At 63.9% G+C, this 18,428-nt stretch carries 16 protein-coding genes; 7 read left to right on the forward strand and 9 right to left on the reverse strand.

Going from position 1 to position 18,428, the window contains the following annotated elements; translation table 11 throughout:
• Positions 1-46: 46 nt before the first annotated feature.
• The 3 genes from hemC to QX204_RS11290 all read right to left on the reverse strand — a co-directional run bounded on the left by hemC (position 47) and on the right by QX204_RS11290 (position 3,842).
• Positions 47-931: a hydroxymethylbilane synthase gene (gene hemC, locus QX204_RS11280; protein ID WP_301906628.1), complete on the reverse strand. Its 885-nt coding sequence runs from the start codon at positions 929-931 to the stop codon at positions 47-49.
• A gap of 116 nt (positions 932-1,047) precedes the next feature.
• Positions 1,048-2,973 carry an AMP-dependent synthetase/ligase gene (locus QX204_RS11285; protein ID WP_301906629.1) on the reverse strand — a complete coding sequence of 642 codons (1,926 nt, stop codon included), beginning with the start codon at positions 2,971-2,973 and terminating at the stop codon, positions 1,048-1,050.
• An 11-nt stretch (positions 2,974-2,984) separates the two neighbouring features.
• Positions 2,985-3,842: an oxygenase MpaB family protein gene (locus tag QX204_RS11290; RefSeq protein WP_301906630.1), complete on the reverse strand. Its 858-nt coding sequence runs from the start codon at positions 3,840-3,842 to the stop codon at positions 2,985-2,987.
• A gap of 196 nt (positions 3,843-4,038) precedes the next feature.
• On the opposite strand from QX204_RS11290, the gene QX204_RS11295 reads away from it, so the two are divergent.
• The 5 genes from QX204_RS11295 (at position 4,039) to tatC (ending at position 9,126) form a co-directional block, all read left to right on the forward strand.
• A complete protein-coding gene (locus QX204_RS11295) occupies positions 4,039-5,685 on the forward strand; it encodes an acyl-CoA synthetase (RefSeq protein WP_301906631.1) in 1,647 nt (548 codons plus the stop codon).
• Positions 5,686-5,695: 10 nt separating this feature from the next.
• On the forward strand, positions 5,696-6,064 hold the full coding sequence (locus tag QX204_RS11300; RefSeq protein WP_301906632.1) for a histone-like nucleoid-structuring protein Lsr2: 369 nt from the start codon (positions 5,696-5,698) through the stop codon (positions 6,062-6,064).
• Positions 6,065-6,373: 309 nt separating this feature from the next.
• Positions 6,374-7,603, forward strand: a complete 1,230-nt coding sequence (locus QX204_RS11305) for a PucR family transcriptional regulator (protein ID WP_301906633.1) — start codon at positions 6,374-6,376, stop codon at positions 7,601-7,603.
• A 257-nt stretch (positions 7,604-7,860) separates the two neighbouring features.
• Entirely contained in the window at positions 7,861-8,121 is a 261-nt protein-coding gene (gene tatA / locus QX204_RS11310) for a Sec-independent protein translocase subunit TatA (RefSeq protein ID WP_301906634.1), read from the forward strand.
• An 87-nt stretch (positions 8,122-8,208) separates the two neighbouring features.
• The gene (gene tatC / locus QX204_RS11315; RefSeq protein WP_301906635.1) at positions 8,209-9,126 is read left to right on the forward strand and encodes a twin-arginine translocase subunit TatC; all 918 of its coding nucleotides are present in this window, start codon (positions 8,209-8,211) and stop codon (positions 9,124-9,126) included.
• A gap of 20 nt (positions 9,127-9,146) precedes the next feature.
• On the opposite strand, the gene tatB is transcribed toward tatC, so the two are convergent.
• Together tatB and QX204_RS11325 are read right to left on the reverse strand one after the other, a co-directional pair.
• Positions 9,147-9,557 (reverse strand): Sec-independent protein translocase protein TatB, encoded by a 411-nt coding sequence (tatB, locus tag QX204_RS11320; RefSeq protein WP_301906636.1) that lies wholly within the window; start codon positions 9,555-9,557, stop codon positions 9,147-9,149.
• 14 nt (positions 9,558-9,571) lie between these two features.
• Entirely contained in the window at positions 9,572-10,942 is a 1,371-nt protein-coding gene (locus QX204_RS11325) for a PucR family transcriptional regulator (protein WP_301906637.1), read from the reverse strand.
• A 144-nt stretch (positions 10,943-11,086) separates the two neighbouring features.
• Here QX204_RS11325 and QX204_RS11330 point away from each other — a divergent pair, with 144 nt between their 5' ends.
• Complete coding sequence (locus QX204_RS11330) at positions 11,087-12,190, forward strand: acyl-CoA dehydrogenase family protein (RefSeq protein WP_301906638.1); 1,104 nt, start codon at positions 11,087-11,089, stop codon at positions 12,188-12,190.
• Between the two features lie 130 nt (positions 12,191-12,320).
• Here QX204_RS11330 and fadD5 read toward each other — a convergent pair whose 3' ends face one another.
• Together fadD5 and QX204_RS11340 are read right to left on the reverse strand one after the other, a co-directional pair.
• Positions 12,321-13,898, reverse strand: coding sequence for a fatty-acid--CoA ligase FadD5 (fadD5, locus tag QX204_RS11335; RefSeq protein WP_301906639.1), 1,578 nt, complete (start codon positions 13,896-13,898; stop codon positions 12,321-12,323).
• Positions 13,899-13,926: 28 nt separating this feature from the next.
• Positions 13,927-14,907: an NAD(P)H-dependent flavin oxidoreductase gene (locus QX204_RS11340; protein WP_301906640.1), complete on the reverse strand. Its 981-nt coding sequence runs from the start codon at positions 14,905-14,907 to the stop codon at positions 13,927-13,929.
• A gap of 358 nt (positions 14,908-15,265) precedes the next feature.
• On the opposite strand from QX204_RS11340, the gene QX204_RS11345 reads away from it, so the two are divergent.
• On the forward strand, positions 15,266-16,411 hold the full coding sequence (locus QX204_RS11345) for an acyl-CoA dehydrogenase family protein (RefSeq protein ID WP_301906641.1): 1,146 nt from the start codon (positions 15,266-15,268) through the stop codon (positions 16,409-16,411).
• A 70-nt stretch (positions 16,412-16,481) separates the two neighbouring features.
• Here the strand turns inward: QX204_RS11345 and QX204_RS11350 are convergent, their stop codons facing one another.
• Both QX204_RS11350 and QX204_RS11355 read right to left on the reverse strand, forming a co-directional pair.
• Positions 16,482-17,579, reverse strand: coding sequence for a TetR/AcrR family transcriptional regulator (locus QX204_RS11350; RefSeq protein ID WP_367620176.1), 1,098 nt, complete (start codon positions 17,577-17,579; stop codon positions 16,482-16,484).
• A gap of 232 nt (positions 17,580-17,811) precedes the next feature.
• A complete protein-coding gene (locus QX204_RS11355; protein ID WP_301906643.1) occupies positions 17,812-18,414 on the reverse strand; it encodes a hypothetical protein in 603 nt (200 codons plus the stop codon).
• Between the last annotated feature and the right edge of the window lie 14 nt (positions 18,415-18,428).

Here is an 18,428-nt window from a genome sequence, read left to right on the forward strand (position 1 = left end):
GTTGATCGTGAGTCGTCATTGTCGAGTGCGTCGGCATGCGCACGGATCAGTGCGGGATCTCGTCGATCAATCGACGTGCGCCCTGGCGCAGCAGGTTCGACCCGATGAAGAATCCCAAGGACTCGGGATCGTCCTCGACGCCCCAATCCTGGGCATCGAGCCATCGCGATCCGTCCGCGGAGAAGACTTTGCCGCGCAATATGATTCGCCCGCCCGGAGCGTCGGTCGCCAAGCCGGCGATCGGAGAGTTGCAATGCCCTTGCAGCGCGTGCAGCATCGCTCGTTCGGCCGTTGCATGGCGGCGGGTGCCAGGATGGTCCAGCTGAGCAGCGAGCTGCTTCACCTCGTCGTCATCGTCGCGACACTGCAGCACGATGATTCCCGCGCCGATCGGTGGGCACATGTGATCGACGGTGAGGGTTTCGGTGATTCGGTGTTGCTGACCGACCCGTCGAAGACCTGACACCGCGGCGATGATCGCGTCGAAGTGACCCTCGTCGAGGCGGGCCAGTCTGGTGTTGACGTTGCCGCGCAGCGGCTGGATATCGAGGTGGGGGTGACGCAGTCGCAGTTGCGCTGTTCGGCGGACGGAACTCGTGCCGACCCTGGCCCCGGCGGAAAGGTCGGCCAGTGCAGCGCCGGTGCGGCTGATCACGGCATCGCGGACATCTTCGCGGGCCAAGTAGGCGGCGAAGGTCGTACCCGGTGGGATCGGGACATCGCCGGGAATATCCTTCAGGCAGTGCACCGCCACGTCGGCCTCGCCGCGAAGCAACGCATTGTCGATCTCCTTGACGAACGCGCCCTTGCCGCCGAGCGCTGCCAGGTCGCCCATCCACCGATCACCCGCCGTCGTGAGCTTGATCAGCTCGGTGTCGGCGCCGAGCCGATTGAGCCCTGCAGCCACTTGTTCGGCCTGATGAACAGCCATCGGACTCGAACGTGTCGATATCCGAATGCTGTGTGAACGAGGCATAGTGGACCCTTGCTCTCAGTCTGGTCGGTTCCGGGCTCACGACGGCGAGAGCTACGAGCTCTCGCTGCCGATTACATTCCACGTGACGGCCAGTAGGCCGAATAGTGTTCGGTCTGTGCGGTGCTCCGGTCGTGGAGAACCCGCTTCGCGGGTATCGCCGCCGCAGCCGCATCGATGACGTTGCTCGGTGGCGAGCGATGGTAGAGCGACTCGATTTCCACACCGTATTTCTGCTCGATCACCCGGCGACGCAGGCTCGATTTGGGAGTGACTTCCGCGCTACCGAGCCGCCAGGCATGGTCGAGCAGCGTGAACCGCCGGACCTGCTCGGGTCCCGACACGGTGGAATTCGCTCTGCGGACGGCTTCGGACACCGCGGCGCGAATCCCGGGTCGTGTGCACAGAACCTCGAGCGTCGCCGGCTCGAGGTTCGCCCGTCGAGCATCGGCGGCGATGGCGTCTTCGTCCAGCGTGATCAGCGCTGTCAGGTATGGCCGCTGCTCACCGATCACCAGCACATGGCCGATCAGGAAAGACGCGGCGGCGATGGCATTCTCGATGATGGCCGGAGAAACGTTGTCTCCCTCATCGGTGATGATCATCTCGCTCTTGCGCCCCACGATGCACAGTCCGCCCCCGGCATCGATCTCTCCGAGGTCGCCGGTACGCAACCAGCCCTCGGCATCGATGGCCTGGTAGGTGGCCGCCAGGTCCTGGTGGTATCCGCGCATGACGGTCGGTCCGCGCACGAATATCTCGCCATCGATACCGAGGCGCATTTCGATGCCGACAACCGGCTTTCCGGCCGACCCTGCCGACAGATCGGTCGGCGAGGTCGTGGTGCACACGCCAGTGGCCTCGGTGAGCCCCCAGACTTGGCTCAGGGGGATTCCGAACGCACGAAAGAACCGGGTGGTTTCCCCGGACAACGGCGCGGCACCCGAAACCGCGAAACGCACGGCGTCCAGGCCGGCCGCGCGCAGAACTCGGCGCAGCACCAGGCGCTCGGCCACTCGAGACCGGAGCCGTAATCCTGGACCGGGTCGGCCCCCTTCGACGTGTATGTTCGCGCAGCGCCGCCCGGTTGCCAGTGCCCAACGGCCGATCCTTCGGGCGACCGCGTTCGGGTGAGTATCGATTCCACGTTCGATCGCGGATTCGGTCTTCTGCCACACCTGGGGAACCCCGAACACGATCGTCGGGCGGGTGTTCGACAACGCCTCGGCCAACTTCGTCGGCTCGTGCAGCGTCGTCACCTGAACACCGCGAACCATGGCGCCGTAGTGAGCGGTTACCCGGTCGGCGATATGGGCGGCAGGCAGGTAGGACAGGATCCGGTCCCGAGGACCTACGGGTAGATGTTCGGCGAGCCCCAGCAGTTGGGCCAGGATGTTGGCATGCGATAACTCCACACCCTTCGGTGAACCGGTTGTACCGGAGGTGTAACTGATTGTCGCGAGGTCGTCAGGGCGGACATCGCGCCAGACCGAGTCGAAGATGCGCGCCTTCGCTTTCATCTCGGCGAGTTTTTCCAGGGGCAGCGTTCCGCGAACCGGATCGTCTACGCAGACGATCACCTCGAACGCCACCCCGGCTTGCCGGAGAGCGGGCAGGAACCGGCTCTCGGTGACAATGATTCGGTTTTCGGCATTGGCGCACACTTCGGCGATCTGCTGTGGGGACATCGAGTTGTAGATCGAGAACGGAGTCGCGCCCACGTGCAGAGCGGCGGCGTCCACCAGGTGGAATTCCGGCCTGTTCGACAGCATCAGGCCGATCGTCTCGCCCTTGTCGACCGACAGTTCGAGAAGTCCGCACGCGATGTCACGCACGGCCTCTCCGTATTGACGCCAGGAGTACTGACTCGTGCGGTCATGGCTCCGCAATGCCGTCGTGTCCCCTCCCATCGCGACGGTCGCTTGAAATGCCTCGGGCAAGGTGAAGACGAAATTGCCGCAGCGATGCGGAAAAGCGACCGAGGATCTGGCTCGATGCACCCTGTGCCCGCTCAGATCAAATTCTTGCCCTGGGATCGACGCTCACGCATGTCTTCCAGGTAGCGTTCGAAGGGCTGAGCTCGCCACGCATCCGGCAGCACATCGAGCAGCCGACCGACGGTGCGCATCACGATTTCGAACACGCGCTGCCTGCGAGGGCTCCACCCCAGGCCCAACGCGTCACGGAACTGCTGTGGCAGAAACCCGGTGGTGAAGAAGCGATTCAACCGACCGAACAGCACTTGGGTAACTCGACTCCACGCCGCCAGCTCGACAACATAGTTGAGCAGGTAGGTGCGGACTTCGTCGTCGAAAGACAGATCACCGAGCATCGAGTCCCAGTACCGATCGAAGGCCGCGCGGTCGGCCGGCCACAGTTCGGCGGGCATCTGCAGAGTTGTCCCGAATCTGGCGGCATCGTGATACATCGCGTCGGCATCCTGCTCGTTCATCCCGCCGTACAGCAGGTTCACCGTATCCAGGACGCCGCGGTACAGGCAGGCGGCGACCCACAGTTGGAGCCGAGGGTCGAAGGCGTTGTATTTGACAGGGCTGTGCGGGCCCGAGCGCACCTGGCGGTGGGCGGTGCCCACCGCGGCGCGGTATGCCGCCTGATCTTCGTCGGTTCCGATCATCGCCACCGCGAGATAGGTGAGCGTGGTTCGGCCGCGCTTGGCCGGTCGCGTTGCGTAGCTGCCTGATTCGACGACGCTCTCCACCACACCGCGCCCCACCGGCGGCAGGCTCAGCTGCATGATCACATTCGCCGGGCCGCCGAGTATCGCGCCGACACCGTTGAGATAGCGGTGGCGGCGCGCGATGTCGTCCGAGACATCCTGCGGCCGACCAGCCCTTGCTGAACGGGTCATGGCCGCCCTCCGGTTCGAAAGGATGAGAGATTCACGCGCTCATCTTCTCACCGGGGCCGAGCTTCCACAATACTTTTCCGCACTTTCGGCAGCATTAAGTTACCAATCATTCCGACACAGGCTACGATCTCCATCGGCTGTCGGGGTGTGGATTCCGATCGCTCGTCCCGAGTACCCGAGCCCTTCGGAGGTGTCCATGTCGGCGATCCCGAGTATGCCTGCAGCCCTGGTCAGAACCATGACTGACGGCCTGTCCGCCGTCGGGGTCCTGCGCAGGAGCGGCGCGATCGAACTCCAGCATCCGGTGGAACTGCTCCGCACTGCCAAGGATGCGACAGTGCTCGGCCCTGTGGTTACCGCGTTCGCGCACGCGGCTCGCCACAACGGCGCCGCAACTGCCATCGTCGACGAGCGGGGGCCGCTGACCTTCGAAGAGCTCGATCTCAGGTCGAACGCCGTGGCCAACGGCCTTGCCGCGCGGGGGATCACGAGTGACACCGTGTTGGCCGCACTGTGTCGCGACCATCGGGGGATGGTCTTGTCGCTTCTCGCCGCGGGCAAGCTGGGCGCGCGAATCGTGTTGCTCAATACGGGAATGGCAGGGCCGCAACTGGTATCGGTGGCCGAGCGCGAAGGCGTCGGTGCGATCCTGTTGGATGCGGAGTTTCTCGACCGCTTCGGCAACCTGCCCGATAAGTTACCCATTATTCTGACCTCTGATGACGGCAGGGCGAGTCACGGGCAGCTCACTCTGGATGATGTTCGAGCGGGCCAGAGCACCCGCCCGCTGGCGAGTCCTAAACAGCCCGGCGGGATCGTGGTGCTGACCAGCGGCACGACCGGAACGCCGAAAGGTGCACCGCGAGGGAAGGTGTCGCCGTTGCAATCGGCGCAGTTCCTCGATCGGATTCCCTTGCCGAGGGCGAGTACCACTGTGCTCGCGGCGCCGGCATTCCATGGAACCGGCCTGTCGCAGCTGATCCTGGGCTGGGCGCTGGGTAGCACGATCATCCTGCAGCAGCGGAAATTCGACCCGCGCCGCACGCTCGCCGACATCGAGCACCATCGTGCGGGCACCCTGGTGCTGGTACCCACGATGTTGCAGCGCATCGTGGATCTGGGTGAGTCCGTTCTGGCCGGATACGACACCTCCTCGTTGAAGGTGATCTTCGCGGCCGGATCCTCCATTTCGCCCGATTTGAGCAGGCGTACCGCGCTGGCGTTCGGTGAGGTGCTCTACAACCTGTATGCCTCGACGGAGGTCGCGGTGGCGGCCGTCGCCACGCCCGCCGACATGCGTGAAGCGCCTGGCACCGTCGGTCGTCCACCCGTGGGCTGCCGGGTCGCGATCTACGACGAAGCCCGCCGTCGGGTCACCGAACCGGGCGTGGTCGGCACCATCTTCGTCGCCAGCGCACTCAGTTTCGGCGGTTATACCGACGGCACGGGTAAGGAGATCGTCGACGGCATGCAGTCCAGCGGCGATGTCGGCCATTTCGATGCGGCCGGAAGGCTGTTCATCGATGGTCGAGACGACGACATGATCATCTCCGGCGGGGAGAACGTCTTTCCGCTCGAGGTCGAAAACCTGCTCGTGGAACGACCGGATATCCTCGAGGCGGCGGTCGTGGCGGTAGACGATCGTGACTTCGGAAAACGCCTGCGCGCGTTCGTGGTGCCTGCACCGGGTGCTTCGCGCGACGCACAGCAGATAAAGGACCACGTCAAGGCGGCCCTCGCGCGACACAAGGTCCCGCGGGATGTGGTGTTCGTGGACGAGTTGCCACGCAACGCCACCGGCAAACTGCTTCGTCGCAAGCTCGAGAACACCGATCCTCGGTAAGGGCCGAAAGATGACTCGATACATCGAGATCCACCTTGTCGACGACATCGACGGAACGTCGCGCGCGGACGAAACCGTCACATTCGGTATCGACGGCGTTCTCTATCAAATCGATGTGACCGGACCCAACGCGACGAAGCTTCGTGAGGTGTTCGAGCCCTGGATTTCGCTCGCCCGACCACTGGGGCGAACGTCGCGATCTCGCGGTCGCCGAGTGGGAGCCAGCCGCACGGACCCCACGTCGACACGGCGCAACGATGGCCCGAGGATACGGGCGTGGGCACGTCGGAACGGACACCGAGTCGCCACTCGCGGGAGGCTCTCGCGGGAGGTCGTCGCCGCGTATGAACAGCCCGCCACCCATCCCGAATTGGCATGAATCAACGGTAACTTAATCTGATCTTGCTTGCGTGGCTCGCTATCGACGTAGATCACTTGAGCGTCTTGAACTACGGTGGGTTGCGCGCTGAACTGTGAGAACAGCTGCGGTCAGCTGGTTTAGGCCGGGCATTTCCTGGTGCAGGTGCGAGGGGTGGATGCGTCAAGCGCTGGGCGGCGGAGGGGATTCGAGCCTCATCAGACTGGAATGAGGACTAACATAAACTTGTGCTGGAGTGCCCGCCGTGGGAGACTGCTTGCCAGCCATCGCCGCCGAGAGGTGACGTTGAACGCAGTGAGGAAGTCATCGATGACTACCGACTATTCACCCCGAATCGATTCTGTGCGGCCCCGTGTGGCCACGGCGGAATCCTCCCTCAGAGTCCGAGCACTCGCCGACGAGTTGGTCGCCCGCATGCTCGACAACATGACCACGAGCCGCGGTGGCGTCAGCGCTGATGCCTTGGCTACCGCTGATGCTCTACGTCCCGGTCCCACGCCGGCCGCGGTTCCGGTCCGTGGGCGGGGCATTACTGTTCGCCATCGCATTGCCGCGCCGCCGCCGCGCACCGAGGTGCCCAGCGAGGTGATCGAACGCGCGATCGATCGGGGTTTCGAAACCAGTCTGGAGTTGATCGCCTCGAATCTGGTCGGCACCGACGAGCAGAAGCTGGCGGCAGTGCGGCAACTCGCGACCGAAATGCTGGACAGCGTGACATCGGCGATATCGCTGGCCTACGCCGACCATGTCGAGGCAGAGGTTGTCGACGATCAACGGACCAGAAATGCGTTAGCGGTCGCGTTGCTCGGTGGGCAGGACACCTCGACGATCACGCGGTGCAGTGGCTTCGAGATCGCCGAGCGCTATTCCGTGCTGGCGGTGCACTTTCCAGCCCGCGGCGACGGCAGCTCCGACGCTTTTGTCACCCAGATGGACCTCCGGCGGATGATACGCAATATTCGGTCTGCCCTGGATTCGCATTGGTCGGTGCGTTCGTTGTCGCGACTCGACGTGCGCGGTGGCGTCGTCCTCATACCGGCGGCTGAAGTCGGGGATCTCGGGAACTTGTTGGCTGATCTGTCCGCCGTGGCCGGAATCGAGTTGACCGCGACCTGTGCGGAGGCGTCGCCGACGGAAATTCCGGAGACCGTTGATCAGCTGTACGAACTCTTGGATCTGGCGCAAAGAATGCAGCGCCCGCCTGGTGTGTTTCGTTTCGCTGATCTGGCGGTTGAATATCAGTTGACCCGACCATCTCCGGTGCGTCGGCATCTCGATGCGCTACTGAATCCACTCGATGATCACCCGATTCTGATGGAGACCTTGTGCACGCACCTCGACAACAATCTGAATCGTCGTAGGACCGCGCGACAGCTCAATGTGCATATGAACACCATCGACTATCGGCTGAAGGGAATCTGCAAGCTCACGGGCTTCGATCCTTCATCGGCCGATGGGCTCTGGTACCTGCAGTCGGCGCTGGTAGTTCGCAAAGCGAACTACCAGGAGAGCGATACCGGTCGCGGTGTCATCGTATAGCCGATAGTTCTGGAGAATCCTTACCGCCGTCCGCAATTCGGCGGCTGATTGTCAGAGTTGTCTCGGGAACGGGGCACCACCAGGCGATGTCGTGTGTCCGGAGTCGATCGGTCGGCTGCGCACGGGATACGTCGACGTCGCGACATGGTTTTCCCGGAATACGCAGGCGAGGTGGATCTGGTGAGCTGAATGTCGAAATTCATTGGCTCGCGATCGGATTGATTCCGAGCCGACCATGTCGAATCCAGGAGGTAAATATGGGTCAGTTCAGCGTATGGCATTGGTTGATTGTCGCCGCTGTCTTCGTGCTGTTCTTCGGTGCGAAGCGCATGCCGGATGCCGCGCGCGGCCTCGGTCGGTCGCTACGAATCTTCAAGAGCGAGGTGAGTCAGATGCAATCCGAGGGAGCAGACTCGGCGACCGAGCGGCCGCGGGAGCCCGAAGTGCAGGCTGTGTCGGCACAGCCGACAGCAGCACCGCACAGTGAACCGATGGCATACCGATCGAAGACGCTCTGAGCGTTGTGCCGGTACCGAAGTGGGCGATTGCTCACTTCGGTACGCCGCCGTCGTCGACCGAGCCGCAATCCCAAAGGGCCTACCACTGTGCGAATTTCGATCGACCTGTTACGGGGCAAGCGTCGGAGCAATCCTGACGGCACGATGTCGCTGGTCCAACATCTCCAGGAGCTGCGTGCCCGGCTACTGATCTCGATAGCAGCTGTCGCAGTCACGACACTGCTCGGAGTCTATTGGTACGCCCACGCGATTCTCGGAATCCAGAGCCTGGGTGATGTGTTGCTCGGGCCCTACTGTGCGCTCGATCCCTCGACGCGCGCGGCGCTCACACCCGACGGATCGTGTCGGTTGTTCGCGACCGGTCCCTTCGAACAATTCATGCTCCGGCTGAAGGTCGGGTTCACCGCGGGGGTGGTGTTCGCCGCGCCGGTATGGCTGTATCAACTCTGGTCTTTCATCACACCCGGGCTCTATGCCAAGGAACGCCGGTACGCGGTGTGGTTCGTCACCGCGGGGACGATCTTGTTCTCGACAGGTGCGGTGCTCGCGTATTTCGTGGTCGCCCACGCGTTGAGCTTCCTGCTCGAAATCGGCAGCGAGGCGCAGATCACCGCGTTGAGCGGTTCAGAATACTTCGGTCTGATCATCCAGTTGTTGATCATCTTCGGGGTCAGTTTCGAGACACCGGTGATCATCGTCGGATTGAACGTGATCGGAGTGCTCACCTACGCGCAGCTGCGAGCGTGGCGACGCGGAATGATCTTCGGTCTTTTCGTCTTCGCCGCGGTCGTCACACCGCAGGACCCGATTTCGATGTTGGTTCTGGCGGTCGCGTTGACTGTGTTGTTCGAAATGGCGGTGCAGTTCGCTCGAATCAACGACAAGCGACGCGACCGACGCGTAGCGGCCGAGGGTGACGATCTCGACGACGAGACGGCTTCGCATCTGAGTGCGCCCGATCCGTTGATCTCGGCTGAACCCATCTCATCGCAGCCCGAGAAATAGACCCTCGTCCCTGGATGACCTCAGGTGTAGTCGGTGGCTTGCCACCCGTGCGGCGGCGACGATGCAGGCGGTTCGGTCGCCGAGGGTCCGTGTACCGGCTTGGCGACCACGTCGAGATCTTCGGTGGTGGGTAGCGCACCCTCGATGTCACGCAGTAGCGAGTCGTCGCCATCGAGGAGATACTGGGTGACCAGCGATCGAGGTGACATGCCGCGCATCTTGTCGAGCTCGGCGAGGGGTTTGCGTAGGTTGTCGAACTCCGGGCCGATGTCCTGCTTCAAGTGTGTTGTCGCGCCGGCGGCGAAGTCTCGCAGTTGGCGCACGCTGTCGATCGTCCAGCGCAGCGCACCGGGAAGGCGCTCCGGGCCGATGATGACGAGGGCGGCGATGACGAGAATGATCGTCTCGCTCCACCCGACGCTGCTGAACATCTACGTGGGCTCCATCAGTTTCTCGGGCTGTCATCGCGGCAGTCTCGGGCTACCATCGCCGCCCGCAACTGCCACAGATCCGATGCCCGCGCCGGGTTGAGCCCGGTGAGCCGGGCGATTCGGCGAAGTCGGTAATCGACGGTATTGGCGTGGATATTCATGGTTCGCGCGGTCTGTGCCCGGTTCAAGTTGTTGGCGATATGCACCCGCAATGTTTTCCGCAAATCGGGATATTGCTCCAGCGGCGCCACCAACTCGCCGAGCCGGGAGAGACCTGGTCCTGGTCGCGAAAGCTGGTATTCCAGTGCCAGTTCATCGAATCGATAGAGGCCCGGTGCGCAGGCGAGTCGCTCGACGACTTCGAGTATTTCGTGTGCGGTTTTCGCGGCTGAGGCGATATCGGCGGTGGGTGTCGACACCACTGCCGCGACCAGCTCGACCTGGGCCGCCCCCGCCAGCGCTGCGACCAAGGCATCGAGTTCGTGCTCGGCCACCGTCTCGGCCGGGATGAGAATCGTCCCACCGTCGGCAGACAGCCGCGCCAAACCCTGGCCGTCGCTGTGGTGGGCCAGGGCTTTTCGCAGCTTGCGCAGGTAGTGCAAGGCGATCCCGGAATCCGGGATTTCTCGAATCGTGACGGCGAGCACCGAGTACGTGGCAGCGATGGTTATGCCGCATTTGCGGGCCATGGAGTGTGTCCACTGCCCGGCCAGCAGTGCGGAAGTGAGTGTCCGCTCTGCGTCCGGTCCGAATCTTGCTCCGCCGTGCTCGCCGACGTACGCGTGAGCAACGGTCATGCAGAGTTGGTCGCTGATCGTCATGGCGATCTGGAATCCGTCGATCACAGTCTCGCGGGTGCAATCCTGGTACTGAAGGAACATCTGGCCGACAACGATCCGCATGCCTTCATGGAAACCGTGCAGGACGAGGTCGATAGGTACGCCTTCGCCCGCCAATCCCGCGGCGATGATCGCAAGTTCGCCGAGTTCGTGTGTGACGTCGTTTCCCTCGAGCATCCCTTGCGCGACCTCGAGGGAAGCCCGGGTGATCGCTACCAGGCTCGTCGCGATCGGCGTGCCGGGCGAAATGTCATACGTCGCTACATCGTCGATGAAATGAAGAACGAGTTGATCGGTCAGCGATGCCACATCGTGCAGTGTTCGCAGCCATACGGCATTTTCGGATGGGATTGCCATCGTTGGTACCCTTCCGCGATCCTCGGCCGACTCGGTGACTGCACCCGAAGTCAGTACTCTGCGACTGGCATCGGCCTCGAAGGAGGTTCCGTCGCGGTGCTCGAACTGAGTCGGTCGGGCAGGCGGGGCCCGCACGGGCGAACCGGCTGCGTTGGCGGCAGCTCGCGCGGTGCATCGTAGTCCGAGCATCGATGCAGAATGAACAGTAACATGACTTCCTGCATATGCTCTATAGTGTTGCTAGACAGTCGAATCATGGCAGCTAATAGGCAAAATAGATGGTAACTTAAGGTCGTGGGCGGCGAGGGTCGGCGACCGTGCGGGAGGAGCATGGTGTCCGCAGAGTCGGGCCGCACCGTTGTCGCGGACCTGGCCAGACGAACCGAGTTGCTGGTGCGGGACGTCGTGATCGACGTCGAAGATCGATTTCACGGCATCGCTGCCGATCTGCCCGATGACGTCCGTTCGGCGCTGCACACGGCTGCCAGAACGGCCGGGGTGTTCGCTCCTCAGATAGGCACCGAATTCGGCGGATCGGGCCTGAACATGCGCGATCGTCTTCCGATCGTCGAAGCGTCCGGGTATTCGCAGTTCGGTCCGCTCGCGCTGAATTGCGCCGCGCCCGACGACGGCAACATCTTCCTGCTCGAACATCTGGCTTCGGCGGAACAGCGAAATCGGTACCTGATCCCGCTGGCGGCCGGACGCATCCGTTCATGCTCTGTATCGACTGAATCGACGGACGTGGCCAGGTCGCAGACATCGGAGCTGCCGATCGTGGCCACGCGCACCGGTGCCGGGTGGGTGATCAATGGCCGGCCGCAGTTCGTCCGCGGCGCCGTCGGTGCCTCCGTCGCGATCGTGACCGCCCACACCGGCGGTAGTGGCGGATCTCGCGGCGATACGACGATGTTCGTGGTGGACGCCGATACTCCGGGCTACACGCTGCGGCGTGCGGTCGATTCCCCTCGGACACGGACACTCGGTGGCGACGGCGAGTTGGTCTTCGAGGATCTCGAGGTCGGCGAGGACGCGGTGCTCGGCGACGTGGACCGCGGCGCCGACTATGCCCTGGCCAGGGTCGGGCCGGCGACGTTGACCGCCTGCATGCGCTGGATGGGATCAGCGCGTCGGGCCGCCGACATCGCCATCGAGCGGTCGGCCGCCCACACGTCGGTAGGAAGCGTCGCAGGGGTGGTCGAGCAGTTCATCGTCGACAACGAGATCGATATTCTGGCCGCCCGCGCACTCGTGGACCGGGCCTGTCTGCTCTTCGATGTCGAGGAGCCATCGGCACAGGCGATCTCGAGCGCGAAGACGTTCGTCGTCGAAGCGGTGGGTCGGGTGGTCGACCGCTCCATACAGATCTGTGGCATGCCGGGAGTCGCCGAGGACGCGGTCCTGTCGAGGTTGCATCGACAGGTACATTCGCTCTGATCGCGAACACCGCCGACGACCGAGCAGTGGCCTGCCGATCCCCGTGGTCGGCGCTGCTGTTCGACGAGTTCGGCGGTGGCCACCTCGGCTGTGCTGTCGAGGTGGCCACCGCCGAAACTCAGGGGGTTTCTCAGCCGGTGACCGCGGGCGTCAAGCCCGGCGAGCCGTACAGTGTGCGCAGTTCGTGCTTGACGACCTTGCCGCCCGCGTTGCGCGGCAGTGCGTCGACCACCACCAAGACCTTCGGGTGCTTGTAGCGGGCGAGGTGGGCGTTGAGGTGCGGTTCGAGGTCGGCGAGACCGATGTCACCGGTGTCCTCGACGGCCACGACAGCGACCGGGACCTCGCCCCATCTGTCGTCGACACGGCCGATCACCGCTGCCTCCCTGATCCGCGGGTGCGCGAACAGCACGTTCTCGACCTCGGCGCAGTAGATGTTCTCGCCGCCGGAGATGATCATGTCCTTCTTGCGGTCGACAACGTAGACGAAGCCCTCCTCGTCGAGGCGAACGAGATCTCCGGAGTGGAACCACCCGCCCGCGAACGCGTCGGCGCTCGCACGCGGGTTGTTCCAGTATTCGCGCATCAAAGTCGGTCCGCGATAGACGATTTCGCCGATCTCGCCCTGGGCGACATCGTTCATCTCGTCATCGACGACGCGGGTGGCGATGGTGGGGATCGGCTTGCCGACGGAGCCGAGCTTGCGGATCGCGTCCTCGCCGTCGAGGACGCAGGTGATCGGCGACATCTCGGTCTGCCCGAAGACGGCCACGTTGAGCGCGTTCGGGAAGGTCTGCGCCATGGCTCGCAGCACGGTGTCGGAGGCTGGGGCCGCGCCCCAGCTGATCACCCGCAGCCGCAGATCGCGCTGTGCGACAGTCGGATCGGCGCACACCACCTGCCATTGAGCGGGTACGAGGAATACCGAGGTCGCACGTTCGCTTTCCCAGGCGTCGAGCACCTCCTTCGCGTCGAAGGCCTTGAGCGGATGGATCACCGTCAACGCACCGAGGACGAAACACGACGCGATGCTGCCCAAACCGGCGATGTGGAACAGCGGCGAGGCGCAGAAGGCGATGTCGTCGGGGCTGTAGCGCATGGCGCGAATACAGGTGAGAGCCTGCGAATTCATGTTCAGGTGGGTCAGGACCGCGCCTTTGGGGTTTCCGGTGGTGCCGGAGGTGTACATGATCAGGGCGGCGGTGTCCTCGGTGACATCGCGCGGCTCGTGCGGCTCGCCGTTCTCGGCTATGAGGTCCTCGTAGCCGAGCACCCCGTCGCCGGTGGTTGCGCCGACCACGATATGAGTACGCAGATCATCGGACTGGGCGGCTACCGCGGCGGCGAGAGGGGAGAGTGCCTCGTCGGTGATGATCACCGCGGCGCCGCTGTCGGCGACCAGGTAGGCGATCTCCGGCGGAGTGAGCCGGAAGTTCACCGGCACCGCGATAGCGCCCAGGGTGTTGATCGCGAACACCGATTCGAGGTACTCGGTGTTGTTGAGCATCAGGATCATCACGCGGTCGCCGGGCCCGACGCCGCGGCGAGCGAGCGCATCGGCCAAACGCCCTACCCGCCAGTGCAGTTCACCCCAGCTCGTGGTCTTGCCCAGGTAACGCAATGCGGGAGCGTCCGGGATGGTGGTGGCATGGATCGCGATCTGGTTCATCCAGTGATTGCGTCGCGAGCGCAGGGGTTCTGTGGACATCATCGTCTCCTCGAAGGCGCGGAAGGGGTCAGGCCGGTTGGGCGACCGAGCTGGACAGGCGCCCGGCGATGAGTGCCTCGGCCTCGCGCACGATCCGCGCTACGAGGTCTGCGCAGGTGGGAATGTCATGGATCAAGCCCTGACACTGGCCCACACTCCAGATGCCCGCGTCGAGGTCGCCGTCCTCGTAGACCTTGCGGCCGCGAGCACCTGCCACGAGTTCGCGGACATCGTCGAACGTGCCGCCCCGGCGCTCGATCTCGACGACCTGACGGCTCACGGCGTTGTCGGCGACGCGGGCGGTGTTGTTCAAGGTCCGGAAGATCAGCTTGGTGTCGAGCTCGGTGTTGGCGACGATCTGTTCCTTGACCACATGCGCGATCGGCGACTCGACAGTGCACAGGAACCGGGTCCCCATATTCACGCCGTCCGCACCGAGCGCCATCGCGGCGACCAGTCCACGAGCATCGGCGATGCCGCCGGAGGCGATCATCGGGATCTCGATCTCGCGAGCGGCGGCGGGAATCAGGACCAGGCCCGGTGTGTCGTTCTCGCCGGGGTGACCGGCGCATTCGAAGCCGTCGATGCTGATCCCGTCCACCCCGACCTGCTGTGCCTTGAGCGCGTGCTTGACGCTGGTGCACTTGTGCAGCACCTTGATGCCGGCGTCCTTGAGGTAGGGCAGGTGGGTTCCGGGGTTGCCGCCGGCGATCTCCACGATCGGGACGCCGCCGTCGATGATCGCCTGGCGGTACTCCGCGTAGGGCGGCGGAGTGATCGAGGGCAGGATGGTCAGATTCACCCCGAACGGCTTGTCGGTGAGGTCTTTGGTCCGGGCGATTTCCTCGCGGAGCGCCTGCGGGGTCGGCTGGGTCAGTCCGGTGATGATGCCGAGACCACCCGCCTCCGAGACCGCGGCCGCGAGTTCGGCACGGCCGACCCACATCATCCCGCCCTGCACGATGGGGTGCTCGACACCGAAGGCCTCGGTGAATCGGGTGCGCAGCATGGAGCCTCTCTCCGCTCAGGAGTTCCGCGCCGGTGGAAGGAAACGCTTGGCCCCTTTGCATCCGGCGAGAATCGTGGTTAACTTAATGAGAATGGTTGTTAACTTAACCGAGCTGGAGCGCTCCTGTCAACGAACTCGGTCAAGCGCGAAACCGCTTGGCTCAACCCGGTCGATCCGATGATCGGGTGTGCCGGGCGGGGATCGGCGCCGAGGCCGGAAAGGCCGCCCTGCGGCGAGAGCGAAGCGTCTCATCGCCAACATCGATGAATTCTGCGCGTTGATCCACCAGGAGAACGGCAAGCCGCTCGATGACGACAGGTAGCTGACCCTCAACTCACGAAACAAGGGAGAAAACACTATGGGCGTCGAATTCAGCCCGGAACAGCAAGATTTCGCGGCAGCGGTCGCCGCGTTCGCCAAACGCGAGGCAGGCACCCGGGAAAAGCGTGACGCGCTGACCGACCACGACGCCGAGCAACACAACCCCGCCCTCTACGCCAAGATGGCCGAACTCGGCTGGCTCGGGCTCACGGTGCCCGAGGAATACGGTGGTTCCGACGCCACGATGGTCGATATGTGCATCCTGCTCGAGGAAAGCCTGCGTGGGCTGCTGCCGATCGGTGCGATCGGGCCGACGCTGATCACCGGTGGCGCCTACGCCAAGTTCGGCTCCGACTCACAGAAAGACACGGTGTTGCGGGGCATCGTGCGCGGTGCGTCGCAGTCGATCTCGATGTCAGAGCCCGAAGCCGGGTCCGATGTCGGTAACATCACCACCCGCGCGGAGAAGACCACCGATGGGTGGTTGATCAATGGTCAGAAGACGTGGTGTTCCAACGCCCATATCTCGGAGAACATCCTGCTCGTGGCCCGCACCGACCGTAGCGGGGGCAAGCACGAGGGCTTGACGATGTTCCATGTGCCCGCCGGCACGCCGGGGTTGAAGATCAACCCGATCGAGTTGATGGGCAACCAGAAAGAAACCAACGACCTCTACTTCACCGACTGTGTGCTGCCGGAGGACGCGGTCGTGGGTGAGGTCGGTAACGGGTGGCGGCAGTTGATGACGGGGTTGAACTTCGAACGGCTGATCCTGGCCGCGATGAGTTTGGGTGCGGCTGAGCGTGCGTTCGAGGACACGTTGCAGTTCGTTTCCGAGCGTAAGCAGTTCGGTCGCCCGATCGGGACGTTCCAGGCGTTGCGTCACCGGGTCGCTGATCTCGCGACCGAGATCGAGTGCACCAAACTGTTGGTTTACAGCGTCGCTGCGGCGGTGGATGCGAATCCGTCCAAGACTTTCGCGCGGGAGGCGTCGATGGCCAAGCTCAAGGCGACCGAGACATCGAAGCTGGTCGCGTTGGCGGGGATGCAGATGATGGGTGGTTACGGGTACGCGCGCGAGTTCGACATGGAAAAGCATGTTCGTGGTGCGTTGGTCTCGACGATCTTCGGTGGTACGAGCGAGATCCAGCGTGACATCATCGGCAAAACCTACGGACTCTGAGACGCAGATTCAAGGGGGCGTCCGACCGGTCGTGGTCGGACGCCCCTGGAATTGCGGCGTGAGTCGCTGCCTACCGCGGCAGGGGCTGACCGAGCAGAACGGTTTCGAGCAAACGGATCACCTTCTCCTGCGGACTGATTCCGTGGTCGCCGAAGGTGCGCCCGAGGTCGACCACGAGGCTGAACGCCGCGTGCACGAGGATTCGGGCCTCGCCGATGGGCAGGTCCGGCCTGGCCTCTACGACCAACTTCGCCCATTCGGTGATGATCAACTGTTGAAGATGGCGCAGGGTTACCTGGTCGGGTTGGTCGACATGGCTGAACTCGGCGTAGTAGACGAAGGTCAGCGCGCGCTCGGCGAACGAACCGGAGACGTAGAGATCGATCAGGGTGCCGAGTGCCTCGGCAGGGGTGTCCGCTGCGGCCACCGCGGGCGCGATCGCTCCCGATACCCGGTCGGCGGCGCGTCGGAAAGCCGCTACCAACAGGTCGCTCTTGCTGCGGTAATAGCGATATACCGCCGAGGCGGCCGACAGATCCGCGGCGGCGGCGATGTCTTCCATGCTGACATTCGGATAGCCGCGCTCGTGGAACAGCTCGACGGCCTTGCCCAGCAGTAGATCGTGCTTGAACGGCTGTGTCTGCGCGCGCTCGAGATCGGCAGGCTCGGTGTCGTCGAGTCCGCTGAGATCAGCATCGATCAACGTCCAGCTGGTCGTATGGAGCAGCCGGGCGAGAGATTTCGCCGGCACGGTGGCGTGATGGTCGCCGATGCTGCTGACCACAGCAAAGATCGAGACCGCGCGAACCGCCCGGTCTCGACCGTCCAGCTCGGGTCGTACCTCGCCGATCAGCTTGCGCAGCGTGGCGACGGCCACAGCGAACTGATCGGTGAATTCCTGAAGATCGGCCGGCTCCAGATAGCGACGCTCCCAGCGGGCCAACGCCACGGTCGGCCGATTGGTGATGGTCAAGCCGATGATGGCGTCGAGCACATGATCCACGCGCTGGCGTGGCGTCCAGTCGGCGGCCTCGGCGGGAAGTTCGACCGCGCCGAGGGCTATCCCGGACAACCGCAGAAGTTCTTCCCGGAACAACGCGTACTTGCTCGGAAAGTGCCGATACAGCGCGGTGGAACTGATATCGAGGCGCCGCGCGATGTCGTCCATGCTCACACCGTGGTACCCGTGCGCGCCGAAGGCGGCGGCCGATTCCGCCGCGATCTGGGCACGACGATTTTTCGGCCTGCGCCTGACCTGGCGGGTCGGCGCATCCGCGGGGGATTCGTCTGCCTGGTTGCTCGTCGTCCTACCCTTTGTTCCGCGCGGGGAAAGTGAATTCCCGATGATCTTGCCTGTCATGCTATCGCCTCGGGGCGTGAGGTCGATCCGCCGGACCGAGTCATGGGGTGGGTGGCGAGGTCAACGGGGAGTTCACCTTCTCGACGAGCCAGCGGCCGCCGTCGTTGCGCAGGTCGAACACCATCGACAGTTGACTGGGCTTGGCCTTGTGTTCGGTGCCCAGGCTGGAGATGGTCGTCCCGATCACCACGATCGCCTCGGCGGAGTTCTCGTCGCCGGAGCGCAGCGCGCACTGGGTATCGGTGACCTTCGAGACGACCTCACCCTGGGTGAGGGCGTCGCGAAGCTCGGTGCTGGTGGATTCGAACTGCTTCTTCCAGTCACCCGTCGCGCCCGCGAGGACGGCCTTGAAGTAGGTGTCGAGGCTCTTGCTGTCGTAGTCGGCCAACGCGGGGGCGTAGTGGCACGCGGCCTCGCGGGCCTGCTGTTGGGCCTCGAGGAGATCGGTGTTGCCCTTGTTCTCCACGAACAGGAACACCGAGGTCGCCACCGAGGCGCCGAGGACGATCGCGGTAGCGCCGCGCAGGCCGAGAGTCTTGCGGTCCATCGCCCACCACTTGGCCGCGGTGGTGGTCTTCGCATCGGCCGTGTCCGCGACCCCTTCCGATGGTGCTGCGCTGGTGGGTGTTTCGTCGTTGGTCATTGCTTTTCGTGCTC

Source organism: Nocardia sp. PE-7 (assembly GCF_030486425.1).
In the GTDB taxonomy this organism is placed as follows: Bacteria; Actinomycetota; Actinomycetes; order Mycobacteriales; family Mycobacteriaceae; genus Nocardia; species Nocardia salmonicida_A.